The organism is Haloarchaeobius litoreus (assembly GCF_024495425.1).
In the GTDB taxonomy this organism is placed as follows: domain Archaea; phylum Halobacteriota; class Halobacteria; order Halobacteriales; family Natrialbaceae; genus Haloarchaeobius; species Haloarchaeobius litoreus.
Window position 1 is genome coordinate 369,506 of record NZ_JANHJR010000001.1, and the last position, 25,958, is coordinate 395,463.

Consider the following 25,958-nt stretch of genomic DNA (forward strand, 5'->3'; position numbering starts at 1 on the left):
GTCAGACCGGGAGTGACCGGTCGGTGAGTGCTGCCTCGATGACCTGCAGGGTGTGCTTGACGGGGTAGTCGCTTCCGTGTTCCATCTGCATCGCGCAAGTCGGACACTCGGTCAGCCCCGTCTCCGGTTCGGCGTCGGCCATGTGCTCGAACATCTCCTCGCCGATGGCCATGGAGGTCTCGTAGTTCTCGGACTTCCAGCCGTAGGTGCCGGAGATGCCCGAGCAGGACTCGCCGACGTCCTGGGTCTCGACGTCGCCGAGGTTGGAGAGCACCGCGGTCGTCTGTCCGTCGAGGCCCTGGTTGCGAGCGTGACAGGGAGCGTGGTAGGCGAAGTCGGGTGCGTCGACGTCGTCGACGGCCGCGAGCGCGCCGTCGAGGTCCTCGTGGATGCGGAGGTACTCGACGGCGTCGTAGGTGTGTGCGGAGACGCGCTCGGTGTCGTCGAAGTCGAACAGTTCGGGGTACTCCTGGCGGAGGGCCATCGAGCAGGAGGTACAGGAGCAGACGATGTCGTAGCCGTCATCGACGAGGTCGGCGAACGTCTCGACGTTGAACCGCGCGGCGCGTCGGGCGTCGTCGAGCATCCCGTTGGCGAACATCGGCGTTCCCGAGCAGCGCTGTTCCGGCACCGCGACCTCGTAGCCGAAGTGCTCGAAGACGCGGACCATCGCCTTGCCGACCTCTGGGGTGTTGTAGTTCGCGTAGTCGCCGTGGAAGTAGGCGACGCGCCTGTCCTCGCTCTCGACGGCCGCACCGCCGCGGTCCGCCCACCACTCGCGGAAGGTCTCCGTGGCGAACGCGGGGAACTCGCGCTCGCTGGTGATGCCGAGGAACCGGTCGTTGATGGTCTGGACGAGCGAGTTACCCATGACCGCGTTGGTGAGTCGCGGGAACATCGAGCCGAAGCGGGCCATCGTCCCGTAGTTCGCGAGCAGCCGGTTGCGCCAGTACTCCACCGAGAGCTTGCTCATCGACTCCTCGACGTACTTCGCGCGGGCCGTGTTGTGCATCTGGCTCAGGGGCACGTCGGAGGGGCACGCGCCGTCACAGCGCATGCAGTTCGAGCACTTCATGATGGAGTCGTCGATCTCCTGGTCTCCCTTGCGCGTGAGCCGCCACTGCTCGGGCCCCTGGAACTTCGGCCCGGGGAACTCGTCGTCCACCTCGGCGACCGGGCACGACGAGTCGCACGTCGAGCACTTGTAGCAACTGTCCGCCCCGGGACGCAGGTCCGCGTCGCCCTCGGGGAACACCTGTATCGGTTCGAAGTCGTCCTCGTTGTCCGTACTCATGCGTTGTTCACTCCGCTCTCGGCCGCCGCCCGTGTCCCTGCGCGCCAGCCCGTCGCCAGCGAGACGCCGCTCGCCGCCTTCTGCATCGCCGTGTCCGCGCCGCCGACGACCGCCCCCGCGGCGCGGAGGTTCTCGTACGCGACCGCCTCGTTCTCGCCGAGCGGTCGCCCCTCGGCGTCGATGCGCACGCCGAACCGGGCGAACGCGTGGTCGCCGAACGCGCCCTCCGCGGACCAGTCGTACCGGTCGTCGGGGTGGGGCACGTGGAGGTCGAAGATGGGTTCGTACACGCGGTCGCGCTCGGAGTCGATACCTTCGCCGACGAGCCCGCCGGTCGCGAGCACGACCTGCTCGGGTGCGTACGGCACGCGTGCGCCGTTGCGGTCGACGACGACGGACGCGACGCGGTCGGCGTCGTCCGCCGCGTCACCCGCGTCGGTGTCCCCCGGTTCGGCCTCGAAGTCGACCACCGGGACACCCGTCACGAGCTCGACGCCCGCATCCTCCAGCTCGTTCCGGAGCAGGTCGCGGAGTCGGCTGCCGGGGATGCTCGGCGGTCCGGTCGGCACCTCGAACACCGACACCGGTGCGCCGGCCGCGTCGAAGCGCGCCTCCAGCTCGTCCCTGACGAACGCGGGGTCCTCGCCGAACACCGCGGGGAAGCCGACGCGGTCCGCACCGTCGACCCGCGGGGCGATCTTCTCGACGAGTTTCGCGCGGAACTCCTCGCTCTCCGTGAGCAGCTTCGCGTGTCTGGTCCGCTTGGCGTCGTCGCGGAGCCGGGGGAACCGGACGGTGACGCCGCGCACGTCGCCCGGGACCGTCGCGTCGAGGCTCTCCGCCGCGCGCTTGGCGTCGAAGTCTGGGTCGGTCGAGATACCGACCAGCAGCGTCTCCCGGCCGTCGCCCGCGATGCCGGGTGCGACGCTCCCGGGGTACCGGAGCGTCGGTTTGACCGTGCCCTGCGTGGTCGGGACGAGCGCGTTCCGGTCTCCCCCGCGGTACCGGTCGCCGGTCACGTCGTCGAACAGGGCGAGTCCCCCGTGGAGCGCGTCCACGCCGACGACCGAGTAGGGGTGGTCGTCGGGGAGCCCCTGGATGGCGTCGAAGGGGTCCGCGACGAGCTCGCCGTCGACCCGGCCGAGCACGTCGACCAGTCCGGACGCCTGCTTCAGCGTGCTCTCTGCCTTCGAGACGAGCGTGACCTGCGCGCCCTCGCGGGCGGCCGACAGCGCGGCGACCGAGCCGGCGAGCCCGCCACCGACGACGAGCACCTCAGTCGCGATCATGGCTCCCTCCGTCGGTTGCGGTCCGTGTCGGCGTGGCGAAGGCGTCCCAGTCGACGTCCGCGTCGTCGCCGTCGCGGTTCCAGGTCGTCGCGTGCAGCGTGTGGTTCAGCATCGCCTGCGAGAGCTGCTCGCCCCAGAGCGCGTGGCGGTGGCCCTTCCAGCGCTCCTGCCACAGTTCGTCGAGCGAGCTCTCGGCGGTCTCGGCGTCGTACTCGGGGTGGAGCTCGTTGGCGAGCCGGTGACAGCAGAAGCCGCCCTGGCAGTTGCCCATCGAGGCCCTGGTGCGGAGCCGGACCGCGTTGAGGTCGGTGCCGGCCTGGCCGATGGCGTGCTGGACCTCGGCGCGGGTGACGGCCTCGCACTCGCAGAGGACGGGGTTCGGCTCGTCGGTGCCGAGCACGTCCGGCGCGTACGAGCCGAGGCGCTGCTTGCTCCGGCGGGCGACCGGCGAGCGGAGGCCGTAGTCGTCCATCGCCGAGTCGAGCCGGTCGAGGTTCTCGCTGCCCGGCAGCGGTTCGTCGGCCGTCACACACGACGCGCGGACGCCGAGGTGGTCGCAGACGTGGTCGGTCACCTTCTCGGCCATCAGCCGGTAGGTGGTGAACTTCCCGCCGACGACCGTCGTCAGGCCGTCGACGCCGTCGCGGTCGGCGTGGTCGAGCAGGAAGAAGTCCCGCGTGATGTCCGTCGGGTCCGTCGTCCCGGTGTCCGGCGGCTCGTACAGCGGTCGGACGCCCCAGAACGAGCGGATGGTCCGCGCGTCGGAGAGGATAGGGACGAGCTTCGAGAGCTCGTCTATCATGTGGTCGACCTCCCAGCCCTCCTCGGGGTAGTCCTCGGGGTCGTCGACCTCCTCGTCGGTGGTGCCGAGGATGGCCGTGGTTTCGTGTGGGACGACGATGTCGGCATCGCCCTTCGGCTTGCACCGGTTGACGACGGTGTCGACCTGCCGGACGTTCATGACGACCATGACGCCCTTCGAGGGCCGGACCTCGACGTCGACGCCGGCCATCTCGCCGAGCTGGCCGGACCACGCGCCGGTCGCGTTGACGACGTGCTCGGCGTGGATCTCCTCGGTCTCGCCCGGGAGTCCGTGCTCGCGCTTGCCCGGGCCGGAATCGTGTTTCACGCGGACGCCCGTGACCTCGTCGCCGTCGGTGAGCAGGTCGACGACCTCGGCGTGGGTCTCGATGCGCGCACCGTGGTCCTCCGCGGAGACGGCGTTCGCGACGACCAGCCGGAACGGGTCGACCGCCCCGTCGGGGACCTCGATGGCCCTGTCGATGTCCTTCGCGAGATAGGGTTCGACCTCGCGGGCCTCCTCGGCGGAGAGGACCTCGGCCGGGATGCCGCACTCCCGACAGCCCTGCAGCTTCTCCTCGAAGTATTCGTCCGTATCCTCCGGGCGCTTGACGAACAGCCCACCGGTCATCTCGACGCAGTGGCCGGCGATGTCGCGCAGGACGCGGTTCTCCTCGATGCACTCGGTCGCGCTCGCCTGGTCGGCGACGGCGTAGCGGCCGCCGCTGTGGAGCAACCCGTGCATGCGCCCGGTGGTGCCGTGTGTCAGGTTGCCCTGCTCGACGAGCGTCACGTCGACCCCGCGCATGGCGAGGTCGCGTGCGATGCCCGTGCCCGTTGACCCGCCGCCGATGACGAGTACTTCGGTAGTCGTTGCCATCCGGTTATCGACACTGGGGACTGCGAGTACTTGATTGTTTACCTTACGGCCCCTAGCAGCAGTAACTCACACCTTCGTGGGGGGAGAAAATTCCGGAGATTCCAAACGCATTCGCGTGATTATGGCGCTAGCGGCCGTAAGACTGTTCTGATAGTGAACATCACGCACAAGTTTTATCAGGGTTTACTATAGTGTTTACTACTGGTTGCGGGCCAACAGTAAAAATAGGCTCGCGGACACGGAGGAACCTATGGCAGGTAAGCAATACGTCGGCGCGATAGACCAGGGGACGACAGGCACACGCTTCATGGTGTTCGACCACGCGGGACAGGTCGTCGCCAACGCGTACGAGAAGCACGAACAGATATACCCGAAGCCCGGCTGGGTCGAGCACGACCCGATGGAGATCTGGGAGAACACGAAGTCGGTCGTCGAGACCGCACTCGACCAGGCCGACCTCGACCCGGAGCAGCTCGCCGCGCTGGGCATCACGAACCAGCGCGAGACGACGCTGCTCTGGGACTCGGCGACCGGCCGACCGGTCCACAACGCCCTCGTCTGGCAGGACCGCCGGACGACCGACCGCGTGGAGGAGCTCGAAGCCGAGGACAAGGTGGAGTGGATCCGGGAGAAGACCGGCCTCGAGGCCGACGCCTACTTCTCCGCGACGAAGGTCGAGTGGCTGCTCGACAACGCGGACCCCATGAAGCTGGAGCGCACGGTCCCCCAGGATCTACGGGACCGCGCAGAGAGCGGCGAGCTCCTGATGGGGACCATCGACAGCTGGCTCATCTACAAGCTGACCGGGAACCACATCACCGACGTCACGAACGCCTCCCGGACGATGCTGTACGACATCCGGGAGATGGAGTGGGACGACGAACTCCTCGACGAGTTCGACGTGCCCGAGGAACTGCTGCCCGAGGTCCGGCCGTCGAGCGACGACGAGACCTACGGCACGACCGACGCCGAGGGCTTCCTCGGCGCGGAGGTGCCCGTGGCTGGCGCGCTCGGCGACCAGCAGGCCGCGCTGTTCGGCCAGACCTGCTTCGACGAGGGGGACGCGAAGAACACCTACGGCACGGGCTCGTTCTTCCTGATGAACACCGGCGAGGAGGCCGTCGAGAGCGACCACGGCCTGCTGACGACCGTCGGCTTCCAGCGCTCCGGTGAGCCCGTCCAGTACGCGCTGGAGGGTGCCATCTTCATCACCGGCGCGGCCATCGAGTGGCTGGAGGACGTCAAGCTCATCGACGACCCGGTCCAGACGGCCGAGCTCGCCCGGAGCGTCGACTCCACGGACGGCGTCTACATGGTGCCGGCCTTCACGGGGCTCGGTGCGCCGCACTGGGACGGCCGCGCACGTGGTACCATCGTCGGGATGACGCGGGGCACCAAGCGCGAGCACATCGTCCGCGCGACGCTCGAATCCATCGCGTACCAGACCCGCGACGTGGCCGAGGCGATGGAGGCCGACTCCGGCATCGACATGGGTCGGCTCCGCGTCGACGGCGGCGCGGTGAAGAACAACTTCCTCTGCCAGCTCCAGGCGGACATCCTCGGCACGGACATCGTCCGGCCCGAGGTCGACGAGACCACGGCACTGGGTGCGGCGTACGCCGCCGGGCTGGCGGTCGACTACTGGGAGACCGTCGACGAGCTCCGCGAGAACTGGCAGGTCGACCGCGCGTTCGACCCCGAGGGCGACCAGGCGGACCTCGACGCGAAGTACGACCGCTGGGGCGACGCCGTCGAGCGCAGTCTCAACTGGGCGCAGGACGGGGGTGACTGACGATGTTCGGCGTCGCAATCCAGACGACGGTTCCGGTCATCGGGCTCACGGTCGAGACGTTCGTCCTGCTGCTCATCGCGGCCGCGGCCGGTGGGGCGTTCGGGGCCGCCATCGGCGCACTCCCGGCGTTCATCTTCACGGGCTTCGTCGTCTTCCTCGGCGAGGGCATCGCGATCCTCAACCGGGAGCTCGGTGGCGAAGCACTCGCGGTCGGGCAGGGTGAACTCGTCGGTGGCCTCTCGGGCATCATCGGGTTCGGTGCGGTCACCGGCCCGCACATCGCCTTCGCCGGCGGTGTGGCCGCCTCGGCGTACGCGGGGAAGAAGTACCCCGAGATGGAACCCGACGGCTGGGACTACCACTTCGGGAAGAACATCCTGTACGCCTTCGGCACGAAGCCGGACATCCTCGCGGTCGGTGCCATCTTCGGCGTCTTCGGCGCGGTGTTCAACCAGTTCACCGGCGCGCTCCTCGTCATCGACGGCACGGGTGTCACGGACTCCATCGCGCTGACGGTCGTCGTGAGCGCGTTCGTTGCACGGGCCGTCTTCGGCTACCCCCTCGTGGGGAAGTCGGCCGGCTCGAGCATCCTCGACATGTCGCCGTTCGAGCGCGAGGAGCCCCGCACCGCCACCGACGGCGGTGAGGACGTCGAGGTTCCCATGGAGCACGAGGGCCGTCTGGCGACCGAGCCGTGGCTCCCGCACCAGTACAAGTGGTCGGGCGTCACCGCCATCGGCATCGTCGGGGGCATCCTGGGTGGGTACATCTACATCCTCACCGGGAGCATCTTCCTCGGCTACGCCATCTCGGCGATCAGCCTGCTGTTCCTGAACCTGGGCGTCGAGAAGATCCCGGTCACGCACCACATCACGCTCATCGGTGCGGTCGGAGCGGTCGTCTTCCTGCCGAACTTCAGCCCGGTCGTCGCGTTGCTGGCCGCGGGCGTGTTCGGCGCGGTCAGCGGCCTGCTCGGCGAGGTCACCCAGCGCATCTTCTACGCGCACTCCGGGACCCACGTCGACCCGCCCGCGATGGCCATCGCCATCGCGATGGTCGGCGTCGCCATCCTCGAGATCGTCGCCGTGCTGCCGAACGCAGGCTACCTCTGAGCCGGGAGACGCCCAGACGGGGCCACGTCCCCGTCGACAGGGTCCCCGGCGTGTCGCCGAGGGATTTTAGCGTCGGGACGGATTGAGCTACGACTACCGAATCGACCCAACGCATGGACATCGAAGCACGAATCAGACGACGACAACGGCGCAGCGGCGAGCCCCGCATCGTACAGGACTACGACGCCCTGTCGCCGGTCGTCCACGTCGAAGAGCCGTCGGGTCGGGGACCGGTCCTCGAGCAGCTGCTCGACCACCTCGACCCGATCTTCGAGCGGTCGCTGCCGCCGACAGCCTACGTCTGGGGGGACGGGGGCGTCGGCAAGTCGGCCGTCGTCACCGCCCTGTTCAACCACCTCGACCGGATGCTGACCAGGACCGGGAGCGTCATCCACACCACGACGCGTGCCCGCTCGACGCCCGCGCCGGAGTTCGTCTACGTCGACGCACGGGTCGACGACAGCGAGTTCGCACTGTACCACACCGTGCTCGACGGACTCGTCGACGAGCAGGTGCCGAAACAGGGCGTGCGGACGGACTCGCTGCGCTCGCGGCTGATGGAGCGCCTGTCGGGGACGGACCGGGCGGTCGTGGCCGTCGACCACGTCGACGAACTCGACACGTTCGGGCTCTCGACGCTCCACGGCGCCTTCGACGGGATGGACGACCGGCTCAGCTGGATCGCGGTCGGACGAACGTCGCCCGAGGAGCTCTCGAGCGAGCTGTTGCCGCCGGAGCATATCCACGTGCCCCCGTACCAGCAGCACGCGCTCGTCGACCTGCTGACGGGCAGGGCCTCGGACGGGCTCGCTCGGCAGGCGTTCGACCACGAACAGATCAGACGCATCGCGGAGTGGGCGGAGGGCGACGCTCACGACGCGCTCACCGCGCTGTTCGGCGCGGCGGAGGTCGCGACGAGCGAGGGGCACGGGCGCATCCACGAGCGCGACCTCGAGGCCGGACTCGACGCCGTCCCGCGGCCGACGGTCGCGCTCGGCCGGGTGCTGACGCTGCCCGAGAACCGCCAGCTGGTGCTGCGGACGCTGGTCGACCTGCCAGAGGCTGAGACGACGTCGGTCGGGGAGGCGGCCGAGTCCGTCGCGGCGGCACCGGGTATCGAGCTCTCGCCGTCGACGGTCAAGCGGTACCTGTACGAGCTGGCCGAGGAGGGTATCACGGAGCGCGTGACGGCGGAACGCAAGGTCGACAGCGCGGGCCGCCCGCCGAGCCGGCTCGAACCGCGGTTCCCGACGCTCGTGTTCAGCCGGCTGTACGACCTGCAGCACGAGTGAGCTCGGGGGAGCTCCGACCTCGCGTCCCGCGTCGACGGGACTGAGTTCGACGGCGACGGCGGGACACTATTTATGCGTCTGTAGGTGCCGAGCGGGACCCCCTCTCATGAGAGGTCACATGGTTATACCGAGGGATACGTATTGACTTCCCATGTCACACGTGAACAATGGTGGGTCCAGTCGCGGCACGACAAGTCGGCGGCAGCTGCTCGGGTTCGTCGCCGGTGCGGGAACCGCATCGCTGGCCGGCTGCATCAACGCGTTCGGTGGGGGAGGCGGCGGTGGCGCGGACGAGATCGTCCTCCAGATGGAGGGCGGGACCATGCTGGACGCGCTGGAGTCGGAGGCGTTCGAACCGTTCGAGGAGGAGTTCGGGACGACCGTGAATGTCGCCCTCCGGAGCAGCCAGCAGAGCGGGTACGCACAGATCAAGGCGGGCCAGGCCGAGGTCGACATGGCGAGTGTCCCGCCGTTCACGCTCTACAACGGGACCATGGACGAGGTCTGGGAGCCGATCGACCCGTCCGAGATACCGAACTACGAGAGCAACGTGCTCGACCCGCTGAAGAACCCGATCTTCGACCCGGGCGAGCAGATCCACGGCGTCCCGCACGCCTACGGTACCGTCGGGATGGCGTACAACAACGAGGAGCTCGACGACCCGACGTCGTGGAGCGCGATGTGGGACGAGGCGTACGCGGGCCACGTCGCCCCGGAGGGGTTCGGCTTCATCCGCGTGTTCACGACCGCCCTCGAGATGGGGATGGACCCCAACAACATCGGGGCTGAGAGCTCCTACGAGGAGGCCATCGAACAGATCTGGCAGCGCGTCGACGAACAGCAGGAGCTGGTCGTCACGAACTGGACGAGCGGCGACGAGCTGGGACGGCTGTTCACGTCGACCGACGCCTGGGTCGGCGAGGCCTGGGGGAACGTCATCTACGGGGCGGTGCAGGACGGGAACGACCACCTCAGCTACGTCATCCCCGACGAGGGGGCGTACGGCTACACGCAGAACCACGCGCTCGTCCAGGGAATCGAGGACGACCGCCGTGAGGCGTGCCTGGAGTTCATCAACTTCCTCCTGCGGGACGAGATCCTCCAGCCGGTCGTCGAGAAGCTCGGACTGCCGCCGTCGACCAGCGTCACCTCCGACACCATCACGGGTCTCTACGACTACGACCCGTCCGGCGGCGAGGGGCTGAAGTTCCCCGACGTGGAGTACATCAACGAGCACAACGACGAGTGGTCCCAGCGGTGGGAAGAAGTGCGTGGGAACTGAGCCGACCCCGAAATCAGAGGGTGACACGACATGGCATTTCTGGAGCTAGACGAGATACGGAAGGAGTTCGGCGACCTCGTCGCGGTGGACGACGTGTCGCTGGACATCGAGGAGGGACAGTTCGTGACCATCGTCGGCCCGTCGGGCTGTGGGAAGTCGACGATCCTCCGGTCGATCACGGGGCTGGAGACGCTGACAGACGGCGAGATACGGCTCGAAGGCGAGGACATCACGGACCTGCCGCCGTACCGACGCAACATCGGGCTGGTGTTCCAGGACTACGCGCTGTTCCCGCACAAGACCGTGTTCGAGAACGTCGCGTTCGGCCTGAAGATGCGCAACGCCCCCGAGGCCGAACAGCGCGAGCGCGTCGAGGAGATGCTCCGGATGGTGAACCTGGAGGGCTACGAGGAGAAGTACCCGGAGGAGTGCAGCGGCGGTGAGCAACAGCGCATCGCGGTCGCGCGTGCCATCGCGTTCGACCCGGACCTCGTCCTGATGGACGAGCCGCTGTCGAACCTCGACAAGAACCTCCGGACGAGCATCCGGAGCGAGCTGCGGCGCATCCAGGAGGAGACGGGCGTCACGACGGTCTACGTCACGCACAACCAGAACGAGGCGCTGTCGCTCGGCGACAAGATCGCCGTGATGAACGACGGCCGACTGGAGCAGTTCGACGCCCCCGAAACCGTCTATCGGGAGCCGGAGACGCGGTTCGTCGCGGACTTCCTCGGCCGGTCGACGGAGGTCGTCGGGACGTACCGCCGGGAGAACGGACGCGCCGTGGCCGAACTCGCGGACGGCATCGAACTGGAGGTCCCCGCCGACGAGACACTCGCCGCCGGGGACACGGTCTCCCTGTTCCTCCGCGACGAGAAGCTGAAGCTCGTCGACGGCACCGAACCGACGAGCAACGTCATCCAGGGAACCGTCGAGTCCGTCGACTACCGGGGCCGCGACATCAACTACTTCATCCGCGTGCCCGAGCTGGACCAGACGCTCCAGGTGAGCCACATCGCCGACCACAGCGAGGAGACCTTCCACGAACTCGGTGACACCGTGTCGATGCACATCGAGCCCGAGAACGTCACGTGTCTGCCGGCCGGGGACGCACCCGTCGCCGAGCAGGGCGAGCCATGAGCACGGAGCGCGCACGCTTCGGGCGGGTGCGAGACCGCGTGATGGAGAGCGACCTGGTCAGACTCCTGCTCGCCCCGGGGCTGGGGATCGGCTGGGTCCTCCTGTTCCTGTTCCTCCCGATGACCGTCATCGTCGTCATCAGCTTCTCCGTCCCGGGCGACTTCGGGAACGTCATCTACGAGTTCACGCTCGCGAACTACGAGCGGTTCTGGGAGGCCGACGTCTACAAGAACATCATCTTCGAGTCGCTCGTCTACGGCGTCGTCGTGACGCTCCTGGCGCTCCCGCTGGGCTACACCGTCGGCTACTTCCTCGGCCGGTCGAAGACCGACTGGAAGTGGGTGCTGCTCGGCCTCGTCGTCCTCCAGTACTGGGTGCCCTTCATCATCAGGACGTACGCGTGGATCATCGTCCTCTCGAACAACGGCGTCCTGAACCAGCTCCTCCTCGACATCGGCGTCATCGGGTCGCCGCTCGACATCATGTACACGGACTACAGCATGATCCTCGGGCTGACCGTGAGCCTGCTGCCGTTCATGATACTGCCCGTCTACGTCTCCGTCAGTACCATCGAGGAGGACCAGATACACGCCGCGAAGACGCTCGGGGCGACGGACTTCCGTGCGTTCCGCGAGATCACGCTCCCGCAGTCGCTTCCCGGCATCGTCTCGGGGATACTGTTCGTGTTCATCATCTCTGCGGGCGCGTTCCTCGCGCCGACGCTCCTGGGCGGCCCCAGCACGCGGATGATCGCGCCGGTCATCGAGACGGTGTTCATCCTCGACTTCAACTGGCCGTTCGCCGCCGCACTGTCGCTCATCTACTTCGGCATCATCGGCGTCCTGCTGTACCTGTTCACGCGACGCGTCGACCTCGAAGAGGCGCTGGAGACGGGGGTGGCCTGACGTGGCGACGGACACCGAAGCCGTCACGCAGGGCGAGACGGACGTCGACGCCGAACGGGGCTACTTCGGAATCACCGTCTCGACGCGGACCAAGTGGAACCTCATCCGCGCGGTGACGGTTTTCGTCTACGTGCTGATGCTGCTGCCGCTGGCGGTCATCGTCATCAACTCGTTCAACCCGTCGCGGCTCGGCAACTTCCCGCCGTCGTCGCTCAGCCTCAAGTGGTACGAGGCGCTGCTCGCGGACACCCGGATGCTGCGTGCGCTCTGGAACAGCTTCCAGGTCGGGGTCGCCGCCGCGCTCGGGGCCGGTCTCGTCGGGACGCTCACGGCGATGGGGTTCGTCCGCAACGACTTCCCCGCGCAGGACGCCCTCGTCATCGTCATGCTGTCGCCGCTGCTCATCCCGCCCATCATCGTCGGCGTCGCCTCGACCATCTTCTTCGGCCAGATCGGTCTCGAGCGGTCGATCGCCTGGCTCATCGTGATGCACACGCTGCTGGGACTGCCCTACGCGTTCCTCATCATCCGCAGCCAGCTCTACCTGTTCGACGAGACCCTGGAGGAGGCCGCGAAGACCCTCGGTGCCAACCCGGTGACGACGTTCCGCGAGGTCACATTCCCGCTCATCTCGCCGTCCATCCTCACCGCGATGGTCATCGTCTTCGTCATCTCGTTCGGCGAGTTCACGGCGACGCAGTTCTGGGTGAAACGGACGACGACGACCGTCCCGGTCGTCATCTTCTCGATGCTCCGGACGAGCATCAGCCCGCAGATCGACGCGCTCGCGACGGTGATGCTCGTCATCACCATCGCCATCCCGCTGGTCGTCCTCGGGATTCGGCGGTACCTGCTGCAGAACTGAGCCCTCCTCTCGGGGAACCACCGACCGTCCCCGGGTCTGTTGCCATCTCGTTCGTTGATGATGAGAGCCGACTCACCGGAGTCGGTCGAACGCGACGCCCGCTGTGGGGAATCCCGGGTCGAACCCGCCGACCTCCGCGGCGACGAGTCGACCCGCGGCGGGCGCGTACTGGATGCCGTTCGCGTTGAAAGCGAGCACGGAGAGCCCGTCAACGTCGGTCGGGCCGAGGATGGGGTCGCCGTCGGGCGTCACCGTCCGGACGCCGACCCATTCGTCCACGACTGACGCCCCTCGAGTGCCCGGACAGAGTCGTCTGATTACGTCGAGCGAGCGCTCGTGGCGTGCGTCCTGTACGTCGTCCCCGATGGCGTCGGGGTCGAGCACGCTCGCGTCGTCGTACTGGCCGGGGAAGTGGCCGACGAACAGGCTCCCGTCCCGGTTCTGCCGGGTGTAGACGCCGCTCTCCTCGTGGTAGAGCGCTGGGAGGCCGTGCTCGTCGGTGTCGAGGGCCAGCATCGGCCCACGGGTGTTCCGGACGGGGAGCGTCACGCCCGCCGTGTCGAGCAGCCGGCGGTTCCAGGGGCCCGCGGCCGCGACGACCGCGTCCGCCCGTCGCCGACCATCGGTGGTGCGGACGCCGGTCACCCGGCCGCCCTCGGTCTGGAGGCCGGTCACGGTCGTGTTCGTCTCGACCGTCGCACCACTTTCCCGTGCCCGGTCGAGCACCGCTCGTGCGAGCGCGGCCGGGTCGTCGACGTAGCCGACGCCGGGGCTGTAGAGCGCGCCGGTGACCGTGTCCGTCGCGAGTCCCGGCAGGACAAGCGTCTCGTCGAGTGTCTCCCCGGAGAGGTACTGCACGGGCGCGCCCTTCGTCGCCGTCGCGCTCGCCGTCGACTCACGAAGCGTCCGGTCGAAGTCGGACTCGAACGCCGTGCGGATGGCGTCGTCGCCGGCCGCCGTCGTGGCCAGTCGGAGGCGTCCGCCGTGGACGAACCGTGCCGTGGTCCCGGCCGCCGACAGCAGCCGCCCGTAGTACCGGATGCCGTACCGGAGCAGCGGGACGCAGGCGGCGGACTCGTGGCCCCAGAACCCGACGAATGCGCCGGACCTCGCGGTCGTCTCGTCGGCCGGCTCCGTACCGCGTTCGAGGACGAGAACCTCGGCGTCCGTCCCCCGGGCGAGGTGGTCGGCCGCGCTCGCCCCCGCGATACCGGCACCAACGACGACGACCCGGTCGGTGTCGGTCATCGCTCTGTCGCCGCCTCCCCGGCGCTCGGCGTCCCGCCGTGGTACGTGCGACCGACGTACTCCGAGGTGAACGCCTGGACGAGCGCACGGTACCCGGGGCGGAACGAGAGGGTGTCCCCGACCGTGATTCGGGCGGTCGCGTCCGTGATGTCGCAGACGGTGTGGTCGCTGCTCGCGCCGACCACCTCGACGCCGTCGGCGAGGGGGACGAGCTCGTCCGTGACGACGTCCTGCTCGCCGACCGCGACGATGGCCCGCTCGCGGACGCCCCGGTCCTCGAACCCGGGACGGTCGCCGTCGACGTCGCGGCCTCGTGGTCCCGCCGGCGTCGAGGGCTTGCGCTTGCACTCGATGACCTCCGCACGCAGGGTGAACGCATCATTCCGGAGGTAGGGGACCGTCCGGTCCCGCGTGACGTCGGTCCCGAGGAGGATGGCCTCCCCGACGCGGAGCTCGTTCACGCGGTCGGGGAGCGTCCCCGCCTCGACGAGCGGGAGGGTGACGCTGCTCCCGCCCGAGATGACGGGAAACCGCCGACCGAGGGCCGCCTCGCTCTCCTCGACGAGCGAGACGAACTCCCCCATCGACGCCGCCGTCGGGAGCACGCCGCCGAAGCAGCCGACGTTGGTTCCGACACCGACGACGCGGACGCCGTCCAGTTCGACCGCGCGGTGGAGCGTCGGCCGGAGGTCCTCGGGGAGCACGCCCTCGCGTCGGTCCCCCGTGTCCACCATCACGAGCACGTCGTGTTCGACACCGCGCTCGCGGGCGGCTGTCGCGACGGCCTCGAGCACCGCCACCTCGCTGTGCAACGAGCGGTCCGCGGCGGTGACGACGCGGTCGCGGTCGCGCAGCGACGACACGAGCAGCGTCCGCTCGGCGTCGACGTGCTCCGCGAGGCGTGAGAGGTTCAGAATCCGGGAGTCGCCGACCCCGTCGACGCCCCCGTCGAGCATCGCCCGCGCGACCGCCGGGTCGCCGGTGACGGCCTTCGTGACGCCGACGACGCGGCCGTCGAAGCGCGCACAGACCGCCCGCGCGTTCTCCCGGACGACGTCGAGGTCGACGTGAACGGTCGGCGCGTCGACGCCGCGGGTATCTGGGGGTGCCATGCTCACGAGAGCAGCTCGACCGCGCCCGCGGCGAGGACACGCGCCACGTCGACGGTCTCGTCGAGGTCGACCCACTCGCCCGCCCCGTGGATGCGGTCGCCGTCCGGCCCGAAGATGACGGTCGGCACGTCGGCGCGGTGGCCGAGGTAGTTGAAGTCGCCGACGCTCCGGAAGTAGCCGAGCGACGGCGACTCACCGGTGACCGTTCGGGTCGCGGCGGCGAGCCCCTCGACGAGCGGCTCGTGCTCGTCGAAGACGTACGGCCCGTATCGGGCGTCGGCGTGGGGCACCTCGCGGAGGCCCACCGAGACGTCGGCGTCGATTCCGAGCTCCGCGACGACCTCCTCGGCGTCCGCGAGCACGGACTCCCGGGTCTCGCCGGGGACGACGTGGCGGTCGACGAGGAGCCGGCACGACTCCGGGACCGACAGCGTCTCGCCCCCGCCCTCGATGGAGAGCGGGCAGACCGACCCCTCGCCGAGCAGTGGGTGAGAGCCCACCGGCATCTCAGAGAGGGCGTCGGCGAGCAGGCCCGCCGCGACGACGGCGTTCCGCCCGGCGTCCGGTGTGGAGGCGTGTGCAGCGGTGCCCCGGACCTCGATGTCGTAGAGGAAGCGCCCCCGTGCACCGAGGTAGAGCGTCGGGTTCTCCCGCCCCTCGCCGTCGAGGATGGGGCCCGGTTCGGTGACGACCGCCATGTCGCAGTCGTCGACGACGCCGTCGCGGAGCAGCTGGTCGGTGCCAAGCCCGTAGGGTCCTTCCTCGTCGACGACCGCCGCGAGGACGACGTCGCCGGCGAGGTCGACGTCGGCCTCGGCGAGCGCGGCGACGGCGACCATCGCCGCCGCCAGCCCCGCCTTCATGTCCGCCGCCCCCTGCCCGTAGAGACGACCGTCCTCGATGCGACCCGAGAGGGGGTCCTCGGTCCACTCGTCGACGAGTTCGACCGTGTCCATGTGCCCGTTCAGCATGAGCGTCGGCGCGTCCGGGTCCGAGCCAGGCAGCCGCACGAGGACGTTCCGTCCCTCGTAGCCGGTAATCGCGGGTTCGCTGACGGCGTGGTACTCGGGGTCGAGCCCCCGGTCGTCGAGCCAGCCGTGGACGAACTCGCCGATCTCGTCCTCGTGGAAGTAGGGGCTCTCGATCCGCACGAGCGACTGGACCAGGTCGACTGTCTCGTCCGCGTCGACGGCTGCTGCCACCCGCCTCGCGGCGTCCGTGGAACTCTCGGACTGTGTCGTGGATTCGTCGTCGTTCATACTCACTCTCCGCGTACTGGGCCGTCGGAGTCGTCCGGTTCGACGGGCCCTGTCACGGCCTAGCCAACCCCCGGAACGACCCTAATCACCGCCCCTCTCATGACAGGTGGAGACAGGGGTGATGCTACCGTATATCATGAAGAGCTATCGACACGAAAGTCGCCCTCCTCCTCGGATTCAGAACAGCGGGTGACAGCGCGGTCGAGTCGGGCCCGATACCCTAAGGCAGCGCATCGATGACCTTCGCCTCGGCCTTCCGGAGGTGCTCCAGCGTGGTCGCCTTCGAGACGCCGAGCTCCTCGGCGATCTCCGTCGCACTCACCTCGCGCGGCCACGTGTAGTAGCCGCGCTCCCGGGCGAGTTCGAACACCTCCCGCTGGCGCTCGGAGAGGATGCCCTTCCGGAGGAGCCCGCCCGCCTCGCGGTCGTCCGACGTAATGTGCTGGACGTCTATCTCGGCGTCCATCTCGTCGCGGACAGCGTCGAGGCGTTCCTGGATGCTCGCGCGGTCACCCTCGATGACGACGTCCCAGTACTCGCGACCGTCGTGGATCCAGACAGCCTTGTCCGGGATGAACCCGTTCGAGACGAGTGAGTCGTTGATGCTGCGGTCGTGCCCGTACATCACGACGAGACTCTGGGAGACGTTGCCCGGCGTCGGTATCCGCTTGTCCAGGTCGAAGCTGTTGTCGAGCCGCCAGACGGAGTCGACCAGCGGCGACGACTCGATATCCCCGACCAGCGTTTCGAGTGCCTCGGTGGAGTCCCCGTAGGCGGTGAACCGCCCCTTCGCCGAGTCATCGACCGTGTAGACGCCGTGCCCGAAGATCCCCCCGTCGGCGTTCTCGGTGACCTGGAGCGTCCAGCAGTCGGGGTGCCAGATGCTCAACGTCAGGTGCGACCCGGTCCGGGTGTCGTGTCCGGCCTCGGCCATGTTTGACTTCAGTACGCAACCAAGGCGCATTACACTTGTGATGGTTGGGGTGACTGTCACCACGAAGTTCCACAACCCATCCCTCTCACTGAGATTCAAGGAGAACGCCTGACTCTTTAGCGTCAGGATAAATCCGACAATCGCTACACAACCTACCGCCGATAACACGATCCGATATTCCAATAGTTTCTTACTGTATCGAATTTAATTACAATAATAATGGCCACGGTGACTGTCACCGCGAAGCTACACAATTCATCCCTCTCACGGCGCAAAGAGTGGCAACACGCCACTCGCCTTTACCGTGACACCAAACAGTTCTGTATCGACGGGTGGGAGAACAGCGACTTCGACAAGTCCGTGACCACAGCCAGCATCGACAACGACCTCTACTCGGCCATCCAGAACCAAGCCATCCGAGAGGCGAAATCCGACCATAGCAAGGACGGAGAGGTTCGATACCGAGAGAGTCAACCGTTCGCGGTCAACAACCAGAACTGGGAACTCGACATGACCGAAAACGGGACGGTCATCGTCGGCTTCCCGTGTGTCTCCCAATGGTGGTACACACCTATCGAAGTGTACGCCGACATTGCAAACGAGGTTCACCGACTCGTAGACGGAGATGTCGACAAGACCCGTCTACAGGTCTACCGTCGGGGAGACGACTGGTTCTGCACGTTCAACATCGAATACGACGCCGACACGTCGGGTGAGACGCCCATCGGTGTCGATATTGGTGAACGTCATATCCTCGCTGTGACGGCCTCCGGTGAAGACGAGTCAATGCTGGTGTCTGGTGGTGAGGCGAAGTACGTTCGGCGCAAATATCGTTCCCTACGCGATACGCTATCGGAAGCGGGTGCGCTTCGCGCACGTAACCGTGTGGGTGACAAAGAACAGTGCCGGATCAAAGACCTGAATCACAAACTCTCCCGCCGTCTCATCACGTTCGCGGAACAGTTCGAGAGTCCTGTCATTCGGATAGAAGACCTCGAAGGCATCCGCGTGAACAGTTCGTGGTCCGGTGTCCACTCGTGGCACTTCCATCAACTCCAACAGTTCATCACGTACAAAGCCGAACGCGCTGGTATCCGCGTTGAGACGGTCGATGCGTACCAGACCAGCCAGCGGTGTTCGGAATGTGGGTCGATCGGAACCCGTGATGGTGACCACTTCTCGTGTTCGGAATGCGGCCGTGGACGCCATTCTGACCTGAACGCTTCGGAAAATATCGCACAACGGGAGGGAGAACCATGCACGGCGTAACAGTTCAGCTGACGCGAACCGTGCTACCTCGCTGGTTGAACAGCCAGCCGTCTTCGACGCCCGCTGTATGCGGGGAGGAAGGCCCCATTGACAGGGCTGTACGCGCTGTAACGCACACCGTTGGTCACAACTCGGTGGCAACCTTCGACGGGTCACGCGAAAGCGTACTTGAACTCCGAGGAAACGCGCAACCTGAATATCCACTTCGTGGATGCCCGCGTCTGTCGACGCAGGAGGATGTCAATCTACCGCTGGCTGCTTCGAGGACCAGCCAGTTTCGCGTCCAGGTACCACGGACTTCGGCGCCGACTTCTGCCAGGACTGCGACGCGCAGGTGACCATGGTCGACGAGGTGTGTCCCAGTGCGGGCGGTTGCTCGATGTCGAGGGACGACCATCGACCGAGGCCGGCTACCACAAGTATCGTACTTCAGAGTATGATACTCTGAAGTATGATTATCAGAAGTATTTCTTCCTCCCGGCGAAAGGTGGACTATGCCAGCGTTCGTCAATCGGACGGAGGAACTCGCTCGGCTCCACGAGCTCTACGACTCGGACGACGCCGAACTCGCGGTCGTATACGGACGGCGACGACTCGGAAAGACCGCGCTCGTACGGGAGTCGCTTCGGGCGGACGAAGACGCAATCATCTATCAGGCGAAGCAGAAGACGAGCGAACTCCAACTCCAGCAGTTCATCGAGACGGCCGCAGCGTCGTATCCGGGCGTCGGACGCATCCGGGAAGAGTGGGACGAGATTCTCGGCTTTCTCGCCGAACAGGATGCGACCGTTGTGCTCGACCAGTTCCCGTACCTCGTCGCACAGGATGAGAGTCTGCCGTCCGTGCTGCAGGCGATGTTCGACCACGAACTCGCTGACTCGGCTGCGACGTTCGTCCTCGTCGGGTCGTCGATCAGCATGATGGAAGAAGCGGCGTTGCTCGGGAACAGCCCGCTCTACGGTCGCTCGTCGTTGAAACTGGACATCAGACAACTGCCGTTCGACGCCGCAATGGAGTTCTTCGATGACGAGTACACTGCTGAGGAGCAGGTGCTCACGTGGGGTGTGTTCGGGGGGGTTCCGTACTATCTGGAGGAGGTCTCACCGGACGCGACCCTCGCGGAGAACATCCTGCGGACGATCCTCTCCCGGCACGGCACGCTTCACAACGAACCGGACTACGTCCTGAGAATGGAGCTAACCGAACCCACGCGGTACTTCTCGATTCTGGAAGCTATCGCCGGCGGAAGTACCAGCCGAAACGAGATTGCCGGGACGACCGGTATCGAGTACAACCAGCTGTCGAAGTACCTCGACCGACTGGCTCGATTGCGCCTCGTCGACCGCCACGTCCCGATTACGGAGCAGAAAGAACGGAGCAAGCGCAGCCGGTACCGCATTCGTGACCCCTTCTTCCGTTTCTGGTTCCGCTACGTGTACGGGTCCGGTGACCAGTACGACGAGTTGGGACGAGATGCCTACGACGCCCTGGTCGAACCGGAGCTCGCTGACTTCGTGAGTCACTCGTTCGAAGAATTCTGCTGTTCTGCACTTCGGCCGCTCTATCCGGAACACACGATCACGAACACAGGACAGTGGTGGTACGGTGAGCACGAGATCGATGTCGTCGGTCTCACGGCGGGGGAGACGCTGCTCGTCGGTGAGTGCAAATTCCAGCAGTCACCGCTCGGATACGACGCACTCGCGGGGCTTCAGGAGCACGTCGGCGAACTTCGATGGTCGCCGCAGGATGGGCGTGACCGGGTCGTAGAGTACGCGCTCTTCTCACGGAGCGGCTTCAAGCCGTCCGTCGAAGAGGCAGCCGCTGAACGGGAGAATCTCCAGTTGTTCACCGTCGATGAGGTCGTGCGCGCGCTCTCAGAGCACGGGGTTCGCAGAATAATCCGTTCCTCTATAGATTTATTCCGTCTGGGGCAGAAAATACGAACATGAAGGAACCGGACGACGAACTAAAAACGGCCGGCGAGAGCGGGACGGAACCACCGGATTTCGATACGTTGACGCCGCCCGAAGAGCTTGTCCGTGGTGACCGTACCCGCGACGACTTCTTCGATGCAGTGCTGGCGCTGGACGCGCCGACGACGGTCAGCGATGTCGCGGAACTCGCAGGCCACGGTGTGGACGCAGCGCGGGAGTACCTGGAGTGGTTCGAGCAGCCGGCATCGTCGTTCAGGTCACCGATTGACATCCTCCACGCGCCTTAAGGCGCGGGAATCCTCGCGCTCGGGGTCTGGCAGTAACGCCACCCCCGACGTGAGCGACTTTCTCCTATACGTGGATACTCTGGTCTGTGCGCGCTTCTTTGGGACGGTGAGAGCGTGGTGACTCCAGCCACTCGTGGCTGTCCCACTCGAATCGCACGGGCCGTGCCATCGGCCTTGGGACGCCTGTGTGCCGTTGACGAGACACGGTGTGTCTCGTTCGCCAGCCAGAACTCTCCGAGTTCTGGTGACGTCTCAGGAAGGACTCGCTTGCTACGAGGTCGGCGTGACCCTCGAACCCGCACGAACACGTGAGCGTGTCCTGATGCCGAATCGTGTCCGTCGTCGAACCGCAGTTCGGACACGTCCGGGTCGTCCACGCCTCCGACCGGAGTTCGACCGTGATGCCGTATTCTTCGGCGGTACACGCCAGCCGGTCGATGAACGCCCGGAACGCCCAGAAGTTGTGCGTCTTCGCGTTCGCTCGAATCGACCAGTGCGTCTCCAGCACGTCGGTTAAGTCCCCGACGTACACCGTCGAAACACCTTCCTCGTAAAGACGGTCGAGAAGGTCGCGCACCAGCGCGTTCTGTGCGTGGTCGCGTCGTCGCCTTCGACCACGGTACAGTTGCCGAATCCGGTTCGAGGAGTAGCGCCCCTCACGGAGCTTCGACTGGAGCCGGGAAATTTCCCGCGTGGTGTCGCGGAACTTCTCGAACAGATCGCGTCCGTGGTACAGGTACTGTTGGCCGGTCGTGGTCGTACAGGCGACGAGGCTGTTCGCCCCAATATCCAGAGCGGCTTCTTCCGAAGCCAGTGGTGCATCCAGTCGAGAATCGTCCACGGTGACTGGCTGAAAGGCCCTGAATTGGTTCGAGGACTCGTCGTAGTACAGTTCCAACCGACCCTGTTTCCCGCCCCACTTCGGAACGCCCGCGACTTCGAGACGAAGGCGTTCGGTGTAGCCGAGGTCGTACTTATCCTTGAGTTCCTTCCCGACGGGAATTTCGAGGCGGGAGCGGTCGCCCAGCTCCAGGGTGTACTGGTCGTTGCGGATGTACGTCCGGAGTGTTCGACCATCGTCTTCGTTCCCCCAGTAGCCGGGTGGGGAACAGTGTTTGCCCTTCTCTGTGAGCGAGAAGAACGAATTCCACGCGCTCTTGTTCTTGCGAATGAGTTGTTGGGCGGTGGCGCTTCCGAGGACGCCGACGTACTGTTTGCGGTAGTCGGCGGTGTCCCAGATGGATTCGCCGTCGAAGTAGTTCTGGCGGCGTTCGTAGGTGAGTTCGTTCCAGAGACTGGCTGAAGCGTCCAACAGTTCGTGTAGCAACTCCGCGTCCTGGTCGGAGCGGGGTCGGACAACGAATGTGTTGGTGCGCCTCATCAACTACTGGTTGTTCCCAATCAGGTATAAATGAGGACTCATGTGTGACTGTCTGGCAGAAGTTCGAATCGAGTTTGACGACGATGAGCAGTACGAGCGGTTGAATGAACTGGAAAATACCGTAGTCTGACGTGGAAGGGATTGCTCCTCGAAGGAGAGAAGCGTGTTCTAGAACAGACCCCGGAGTGAGTGTCGTCGGGGGATTGTGTCGATCTGTGGTCGCTCGACCCCCGCCTGAAGGCGGGCGCATGCGCTTGATTTTATGTCACATCCAGCCGACTGGCGTGATGTGCTCTCGATGGCACTACGCCGAGATCGAGGACCGACAACGGGCGTTCTGGTCAGATTGAAGCGGGCAATCTCACTCACGTCGGCCAGTTACCGACTCCCGACGACTGCTCGCGATTTCGCGTCGACAAGAAGATATATTACTGACGAGAGGGGTTCTTCCTCCAATGAGTATTACTGCGGCCGTGGTCCTCGCCGCAGGGGAGGGTGAACGGCTGCGTCCGCTGACGCGGAACCGGCCGAAACCGATGCTCCCCGCCGCGAACCGACCCATCATCGAGTACGTCTTCGACGCGCTCGTCGACGCCGGCATCGAGGAGCTGCACGTCGTCGTCGGCTACAAGCGCGACCGCGTGCGGGGCCACGTAGGCTCCACGTATCGGGGCGTCCCAGTCACGTACCACGTACAGGAGAAACAGCTCGGCAGCGCCCACGCCGCCCTCCAGGCGCGCGACGCGCTCGACGACGACTTCCTCGTCGTCAACGGCGACCAGATAATCCAGGGCGACCTCGTCAGCGACGTGATGGCCGCTCACGACGAAGAGAGCGCGGTCACCCTCGCGGTCATCGAGAGCGACGAGGCGTCGATGTACGGCGCGGTCGAGGCGAACGGCGACCGCGTCACCCGCATCATCGAGCGCCCGGGCGGCGACGAGTACCGACTACTGAACGCCGGCGTCTACGCCTGCGACGCGTCGCTGTTCGACGCTGTCGAGTACGCAATCGAGCAGGGCGACGAGCTGACCCTGCCAAACATCATCAGCTCGCTCGTCGACTCGGGCTTCGAGGTCCACGCCACGCGTACCTCGGGCCTGTGGACCGACGCGACCTACCCCTGGGATCTGCTCGACGTGAGCCAGCAGCTCCTCGACCGCGGCGACATCGACGCCACGGAGGTCCGCGAGGGCGTCTGGTGCGCCGAGCGTGTCCGCGTCCACGAGGACGCGGTGTTGCGGCCGCCCGTCGTCGTCAGCGCAGACTCCGAGATCGGCGCGAACGCGGTCGTCGGCCCCCACGTCGCGCTCGGCCAGAACGTCACCGTGGGCTCGAACGCGACCGTCGAACGCTCCGTGCTCGACGCGGACACGCGCGTCGGCGCGGGCTCGACGCTCGTCGACTGCGTCACGGGACAGGGCGTCTCGCTGGGAGCGGGCTGCGTCGCTCCCGGTGGGCCCGCCGACGTGGCCATCGGCACGACGGTCCACGAGGACCGCCGCCTCGGCGCGCTGCTCGCCGACCGCGCGACCGCCCGGGGAGGGGTGACCTTCGCCCCCGGTACGCTCGTCGGCCCGAACGCCGAACTCGATGCGGGGACGACCGTCTCTGGAGTGATCCCCGAGAACGGGAGGGTGATGCGCTGATGTGCGGCATCGTCGGCTGCGTCGGCCGCCCCGACGAGACCCTCGACGTGCTGATGACCGGCCTGTCCAACCTCGAATATCGTGGGTACGACTCAGCGGGCGTCGCGCTCTCGAACGAGGCGCTGTCGGTCGAGAAGCGCGCCGGCGAGCTCTCCGAGCTCGAGAACGCGGTCCGCACCACCTCGCTGCACGGGAACGTCGGCGTCGGACACACCCGCTGGAGCACCCACGGCGCACCCACGGACGCGAACGCGCACCCGCACACCGACTGCAGCGAGCGCGTCGGCGTGGTCCACAACGGCATCATCGAGAACTACGACGTCCTGAAGCAGGAGCTCCAGAGCCGTGGCCACACGTTCGAGAGCGAGACCGACACCGAGGTCGTCGCCCACCTCGTCGAGGAGCGCCTCGAAGCCGGCACCGACCCCGAGTCGGCCGTTCGAGGTGCCGTCGACCGCCTGGAGGGGAGCTACGCCGTCGGCGTCGTCGTCGCTGGCGTCGACGCCATCTTCGCCGCGCGCGAGGACTCCCCACTCGTCATCGGCGTCGCCGACGACGAGTTCCACCTTGCCAGTGACGTCCCCGCCTTCCTCGACTACACCGACCGCGTCGTCTACCTCGACGACGGCGAGTTCGCCACGCTGCGGCCCGGTGGGTTGACTGTCATGGACGCCGAGGGGGTTCCCATCGAGAAACCCATCGAGACGGTGGACTGGGACACCGAGGACACCGGCAAGGGCGGCTACGACCACTACATGCTCAAGGAGATCCACGAGCAGCCCCACGCCATCCGTCAGTGCCTCAGCGGCCGCGTCGACGAGCTGCACGGGCGGGTCGAGCTGGAGGAGCTTGATGGGTTGAGTACGCCGAAGCGTGTGCAGTTCATCGCCTGCGGCACGTCGTACCACGCGGGCCTCTACGCCGCGCATCTGTTCCGAGAAATGGGCGTTCCGGCACAGACGTTTATTGCGAGTGAGTACGCGACGAGTCCACCGCCTGTGGGAGAGGACGAACTCGTCGTCGCCATCACCCAGAGCGGCGAGACCGCCGACACGCTCTCGGCGTTGCGGGAGGCGAAAGCTCGGGGCGCGGAAACGCTCGCGTTGACCAATGTTGTCGGCTCCTCGGTGACCCGGGAGTGCGACCACACCATGTACATCCGCGCCGGCCCCGAAATCGGGGTCGCGGCGTCGAAGACGTTCACCTCGCAGCTCGTTGCGGTTAATCTGCTGGTGGAAGCGATGAACGGGAACGACGCCGGCGTGTTGACGGGACTTCGTGATCTGGCTGGCGACCTGCAGTCCGTGCTCGACCGCGTGAACGTTCGGTCTGCCGCGGCGCAGCTGGCTGCTGCGGACCGCTGTTTCTTCGTCGGCCGTGGGCTGAACCACCCTGTCGCGCTGGAGGGCGCACTGAAGTTCAAGGAGATCACCTACGTCCACGCCGAGGGCTTCCCCGCCGGCGAACTGAAACACGGGTCGTTGGCGTTGGTGACGGAGGATACGCCCGTCGTGGCCGTGTTGACCGGCGACGACGAGGAGACACGCAAGACCATCGGGAACATCAAGGAAGTGGAGTCGCGGGACGCGCCCGTGATTGCGGTGACCGATGGTCGTGTCGAGGTCGCATCGTTCGTCGACGAGTGTATCCAGATACCAGAGACGCATCCCCACGTCGCGCCTTTGCTCGCGAACGTCGTGCTACAGTTGATCGCGTACCGGAGTGCAAACCTGCTCGGCCGGAGCATCGACAAGCCCCGGAACCTCGCGAAGAGCGTCACCGTCGAGTAATCAGTTCTCCCGGAGTTCGGCGGCGAGCTTGCGTGCCCGGACGTACCTGATTCTGCGTTCGGCCACGAACCAGACGCTCACAAGGACCGCGCCCAGCGTGTTCGCGAGCAGGTCGCCCCAACCGAAGTACCGGTACGAGAGCGTTCCCTGGGCGAGTTCGATTACGGCTCCGAAGGCGACCGTCCCACCAATGACGAGTGCCGCGCGTCGGTACGGGCTGTCTCGCTGTCGTGCCGTCGCGTAGGCGAGTGTCAACGCGAGGGTAGCGTAGGCGGCGAAGTGAAGCCGCTTGTCCCAAAACGGCGTCGTCCCCGTCGGTGGTGCCGGTGGCACCGTGACGAGCGAGTAGTAGACGACCACCGAAACGGCGCCGAGGACACCGAACCAGCGAACCGACTTCGGGAGCAACGGGAAGCGCAACCGGGCCATCGTTCGGTTCG

20 protein-coding genes and 1 pseudogene are annotated in these 25,958 nt (G+C 66.5%); 12 read left to right on the plus strand and 9 right to left on the minus strand.

The window, feature by feature from the left end:
- Position 1 precedes the first annotated feature (1 nt).
- From NOW55_RS01945 to glpA, 3 genes are read right to left on the minus strand one after another with little or no spacing between them, the layout of a single operon-like run.
- Entirely contained in the window at positions 2-1,294 is a 1,293-nt protein-coding gene (locus tag NOW55_RS01945; RefSeq protein ID WP_256398369.1) for an anaerobic glycerol-3-phosphate dehydrogenase subunit C, read from the minus strand.
- On the minus strand, positions 1,291-2,583 hold the full coding sequence (gene glpB, locus NOW55_RS01950; protein ID WP_256398370.1) for a glycerol-3-phosphate dehydrogenase subunit GlpB: 1,293 nt from the start codon (positions 2,581-2,583) through the stop codon (positions 1,291-1,293). The genes NOW55_RS01945 and glpB overlap by 4 nt, the downstream gene beginning before the upstream one ends.
- A complete protein-coding gene (gene glpA, locus NOW55_RS01955; RefSeq protein ID WP_256398371.1) occupies positions 2,570-4,264 on the minus strand; it encodes an anaerobic glycerol-3-phosphate dehydrogenase subunit GlpA in 1,695 nt (564 codons plus the stop codon). Before glpA ends, glpB begins: the two co-directional genes overlap by 14 nt.
- A 250-nt stretch (positions 4,265-4,514) precedes the next feature.
- Here glpA and glpK point away from each other — a divergent pair, with 250 nt between their 5' ends.
- The 7 genes from glpK (at position 4,515) to NOW55_RS01990 (ending at position 12,652) form a co-directional block, all read left to right on the plus strand.
- A complete protein-coding gene (gene glpK, locus NOW55_RS01960; RefSeq protein WP_256398372.1) occupies positions 4,515-6,056 on the plus strand; it encodes a glycerol kinase GlpK in 1,542 nt (513 codons plus the stop codon).
- A gap of 2 nt (positions 6,057-6,058) precedes the next feature.
- Positions 6,059-7,168, plus strand: coding sequence for a DUF7973 family transport facilitator (locus NOW55_RS01965; protein WP_256398373.1), 1,110 nt, complete (start codon positions 6,059-6,061; stop codon positions 7,166-7,168).
- 113 nt (positions 7,169-7,281) lie between these two features.
- On the plus strand, positions 7,282-8,460 hold the full coding sequence (locus tag NOW55_RS01970; RefSeq protein ID WP_256398374.1) for a Cdc6/Cdc18 family protein: 1,179 nt from the start codon (positions 7,282-7,284) through the stop codon (positions 8,458-8,460).
- Between the two features lie 151 nt (positions 8,461-8,611).
- The gene (locus tag NOW55_RS01975; RefSeq protein ID WP_256398375.1) at positions 8,612-9,742 is read left to right on the plus strand and encodes an ABC transporter substrate-binding protein; all 1,131 of its coding nucleotides are present in this window, start codon (positions 8,612-8,614) and stop codon (positions 9,740-9,742) included.
- Positions 9,743-9,772: 30 nt separating this feature from the next.
- Positions 9,773-10,882: an ABC transporter ATP-binding protein gene (locus tag NOW55_RS01980; protein WP_256398376.1), complete on the plus strand. Its 1,110-nt coding sequence runs from the start codon at positions 9,773-9,775 to the stop codon at positions 10,880-10,882.
- Entirely contained in the window at positions 10,879-11,787 is a 909-nt protein-coding gene (locus NOW55_RS01985; protein ID WP_256398377.1) for an ABC transporter permease, read from the plus strand. Before NOW55_RS01980 ends, NOW55_RS01985 begins: the two co-directional genes overlap by 4 nt.
- A 1-nt stretch (position 11,788) precedes the next feature.
- Positions 11,789-12,652 carry an ABC transporter permease gene (locus NOW55_RS01990; protein WP_256398378.1) on the plus strand — a complete coding sequence of 288 codons (864 nt, stop codon included), beginning with the start codon at positions 11,789-11,791 and terminating at the stop codon, positions 12,650-12,652.
- Positions 12,653-12,724: 72 nt separating this feature from the next.
- Here NOW55_RS01990 and NOW55_RS01995 read toward each other — a convergent pair whose 3' ends face one another.
- The 4 genes from NOW55_RS01995 to NOW55_RS02010 all read right to left on the minus strand — a co-directional run bounded on the left by NOW55_RS01995 (position 12,725) and on the right by NOW55_RS02010 (position 17,205).
- Positions 12,725-13,900 carry an NAD(P)/FAD-dependent oxidoreductase gene (locus tag NOW55_RS01995; protein WP_256398379.1) on the minus strand — a complete coding sequence of 392 codons (1,176 nt, stop codon included), beginning with the start codon at positions 13,898-13,900 and terminating at the stop codon, positions 12,725-12,727.
- Entirely contained in the window at positions 13,897-15,012 is a 1,116-nt protein-coding gene (locus NOW55_RS02000) for an alanine/ornithine racemase family PLP-dependent enzyme (RefSeq protein ID WP_256398380.1), read from the minus strand. The genes NOW55_RS01995 and NOW55_RS02000 overlap by 4 nt, the downstream gene beginning before the upstream one ends.
- 2 nt (positions 15,013-15,014) lie before the next feature.
- Positions 15,015-16,271: a M20 family metallopeptidase gene (locus tag NOW55_RS02005; protein ID WP_256398381.1), complete on the minus strand. Its 1,257-nt coding sequence runs from the start codon at positions 16,269-16,271 to the stop codon at positions 15,015-15,017.
- Positions 16,272-16,491: 220 nt separating this feature from the next.
- Positions 16,492-17,205: a helix-turn-helix domain-containing protein gene (locus tag NOW55_RS02010; RefSeq protein ID WP_256398382.1), complete on the minus strand. Its 714-nt coding sequence runs from the start codon at positions 17,203-17,205 to the stop codon at positions 16,492-16,494.
- 219 nt (positions 17,206-17,424) lie between these two features.
- Between NOW55_RS02010 and NOW55_RS02015 the strand changes: the two genes are divergently transcribed.
- The 3 genes and pseudogenes from NOW55_RS02015 to NOW55_RS02025 form a co-directional block, all read left to right on the plus strand.
- Positions 17,425-18,474, plus strand: coding sequence for an RNA-guided endonuclease InsQ/TnpB family protein (locus NOW55_RS02015; RefSeq protein WP_256398383.1), 1,050 nt, complete (start codon positions 17,425-17,427; stop codon positions 18,472-18,474).
- A gap of 494 nt (positions 18,475-18,968) precedes the next feature.
- Positions 18,969-20,426, plus strand: coding sequence for an ATP-binding protein (locus NOW55_RS02020; protein WP_256398384.1), 1,458 nt, complete (start codon positions 18,969-18,971; stop codon positions 20,424-20,426).
- Positions 20,423-20,676 (plus strand): annotated as a pseudogene (locus NOW55_RS02025) (DUF7342 family protein); the annotation flags it as partial. The gene NOW55_RS02020 and the pseudogene NOW55_RS02025, both read left to right, overlap by 4 nt.
- Before the next feature lie 86 nt (positions 20,677-20,762).
- On the opposite strand, the gene NOW55_RS02030 reads toward NOW55_RS02025, so the two are convergent.
- On the minus strand, positions 20,763-22,079 hold the full coding sequence (locus NOW55_RS02030) for an RNA-guided endonuclease InsQ/TnpB family protein (RefSeq protein WP_256398386.1): 1,317 nt from the start codon (positions 22,077-22,079) through the stop codon (positions 20,763-20,765).
- A gap of 455 nt (positions 22,080-22,534) precedes the next feature.
- Here NOW55_RS02030 and NOW55_RS02035 point away from each other — a divergent pair, with 455 nt between their 5' ends.
- Both NOW55_RS02035 and glmS read left to right on the plus strand, forming a co-directional pair.
- Entirely contained in the window at positions 22,535-23,728 is a 1,194-nt protein-coding gene (locus tag NOW55_RS02035) for a sugar phosphate nucleotidyltransferase (RefSeq protein WP_256398387.1), read from the plus strand.
- Positions 23,728-25,518 carry a glutamine--fructose-6-phosphate transaminase (isomerizing) gene (gene glmS, locus NOW55_RS02040; RefSeq protein WP_256398388.1) on the plus strand — a complete coding sequence of 597 codons (1,791 nt, stop codon included), beginning with the start codon at positions 23,728-23,730 and terminating at the stop codon, positions 25,516-25,518. The genes NOW55_RS02035 and glmS overlap by 1 nt, the downstream gene beginning before the upstream one ends.
- Here the strand turns inward: glmS and NOW55_RS02045 are convergent, their stop codons facing one another.
- On the minus strand, positions 25,519-25,947 hold the full coding sequence (locus NOW55_RS02045; protein ID WP_256398389.1) for a VanZ family protein: 429 nt from the start codon (positions 25,945-25,947) through the stop codon (positions 25,519-25,521).
- Positions 25,948-25,958: the final 11 nt, after the last annotated feature.

Excerpts from the sequence above, each read along its gene's own strand:
- NOW55_RS02045 (WP_256398389.1), bottom strand. The coding sequence starts at position 25,947 with ATGGCCCGGTTGCGCTTCCCGTTGCTCCCGAAGTCGGTTCGCTGGTTC.
- NOW55_RS01970 (WP_256398374.1), top strand. The coding sequence starts at position 7,282 with ATGGACATCGAAGCACGAATCAGACGACGACAACGGCGCAGCGGCGAG.
- glpK (WP_256398372.1), top strand. The coding sequence starts at position 4,515 with ATGGCAGGTAAGCAATACGTCGGCGCGATAGACCAGGGGACGACAGGC.
- glmS (WP_256398388.1), top strand. The coding sequence starts at position 23,728 with ATGTGCGGCATCGTCGGCTGCGTCGGCCGCCCCGACGAGACCCTCGAC.
- NOW55_RS01945 (WP_256398369.1), bottom strand. The coding sequence starts at position 1,294 with ATGAGTACGGACAACGAGGACGACTTCGAACCGATACAGGTGTTCCCC.
- NOW55_RS02010 (WP_256398382.1), bottom strand. The coding sequence starts at position 17,205 with ATGGCCGAGGCCGGACACGACACCCGGACCGGGTCGCACCTGACGTTG.
- NOW55_RS01980 (WP_256398376.1), top strand. The coding sequence starts at position 9,773 with ATGGCATTTCTGGAGCTAGACGAGATACGGAAGGAGTTCGGCGACCTC.
- NOW55_RS01975 (WP_256398375.1), top strand. The coding sequence starts at position 8,612 with ATGTCACACGTGAACAATGGTGGGTCCAGTCGCGGCACGACAAGTCGG.
- NOW55_RS02020 (WP_256398384.1), top strand. The coding sequence starts at position 18,969 with ATGCCAGCGTTCGTCAATCGGACGGAGGAACTCGCTCGGCTCCACGAG.
- NOW55_RS02015 (WP_256398383.1), top strand. The coding sequence starts at position 17,425 with ATGGCCACGGTGACTGTCACCGCGAAGCTACACAATTCATCCCTCTCA.
- glpB (WP_256398370.1), bottom strand. The coding sequence starts at position 2,583 with ATGATCGCGACTGAGGTGCTCGTCGTCGGTGGCGGGCTCGCCGGCTCG.
- NOW55_RS01965 (WP_256398373.1), top strand. The coding sequence starts at position 6,059 with ATGTTCGGCGTCGCAATCCAGACGACGGTTCCGGTCATCGGGCTCACG.
- glpA (WP_256398371.1), bottom strand. The coding sequence starts at position 4,264 with ATGGCAACGACTACCGAAGTACTCGTCATCGGCGGCGGGTCAACGGGC.
- NOW55_RS01995 (WP_256398379.1), bottom strand. The coding sequence starts at position 13,900 with ATGACCGACACCGACCGGGTCGTCGTCGTTGGTGCCGGTATCGCGGGG.
- NOW55_RS02035 (WP_256398387.1), top strand. The coding sequence starts at position 22,535 with ATGAGTATTACTGCGGCCGTGGTCCTCGCCGCAGGGGAGGGTGAACGG.
- NOW55_RS02005 (WP_256398381.1), bottom strand. The coding sequence starts at position 16,271 with ATGAACGACGACGAATCCACGACACAGTCCGAGAGTTCCACGGACGCC.
- NOW55_RS01985 (WP_256398377.1), top strand. The coding sequence starts at position 10,879 with ATGAGCACGGAGCGCGCACGCTTCGGGCGGGTGCGAGACCGCGTGATG.
- NOW55_RS02030 (WP_256398386.1), bottom strand. The coding sequence starts at position 22,079 with ATGAGGCGCACCAACACATTCGTTGTCCGACCCCGCTCCGACCAGGAC.
- NOW55_RS02000 (WP_256398380.1), bottom strand. The coding sequence starts at position 15,012 with ATGGCACCCCCAGATACCCGCGGCGTCGACGCGCCGACCGTTCACGTC.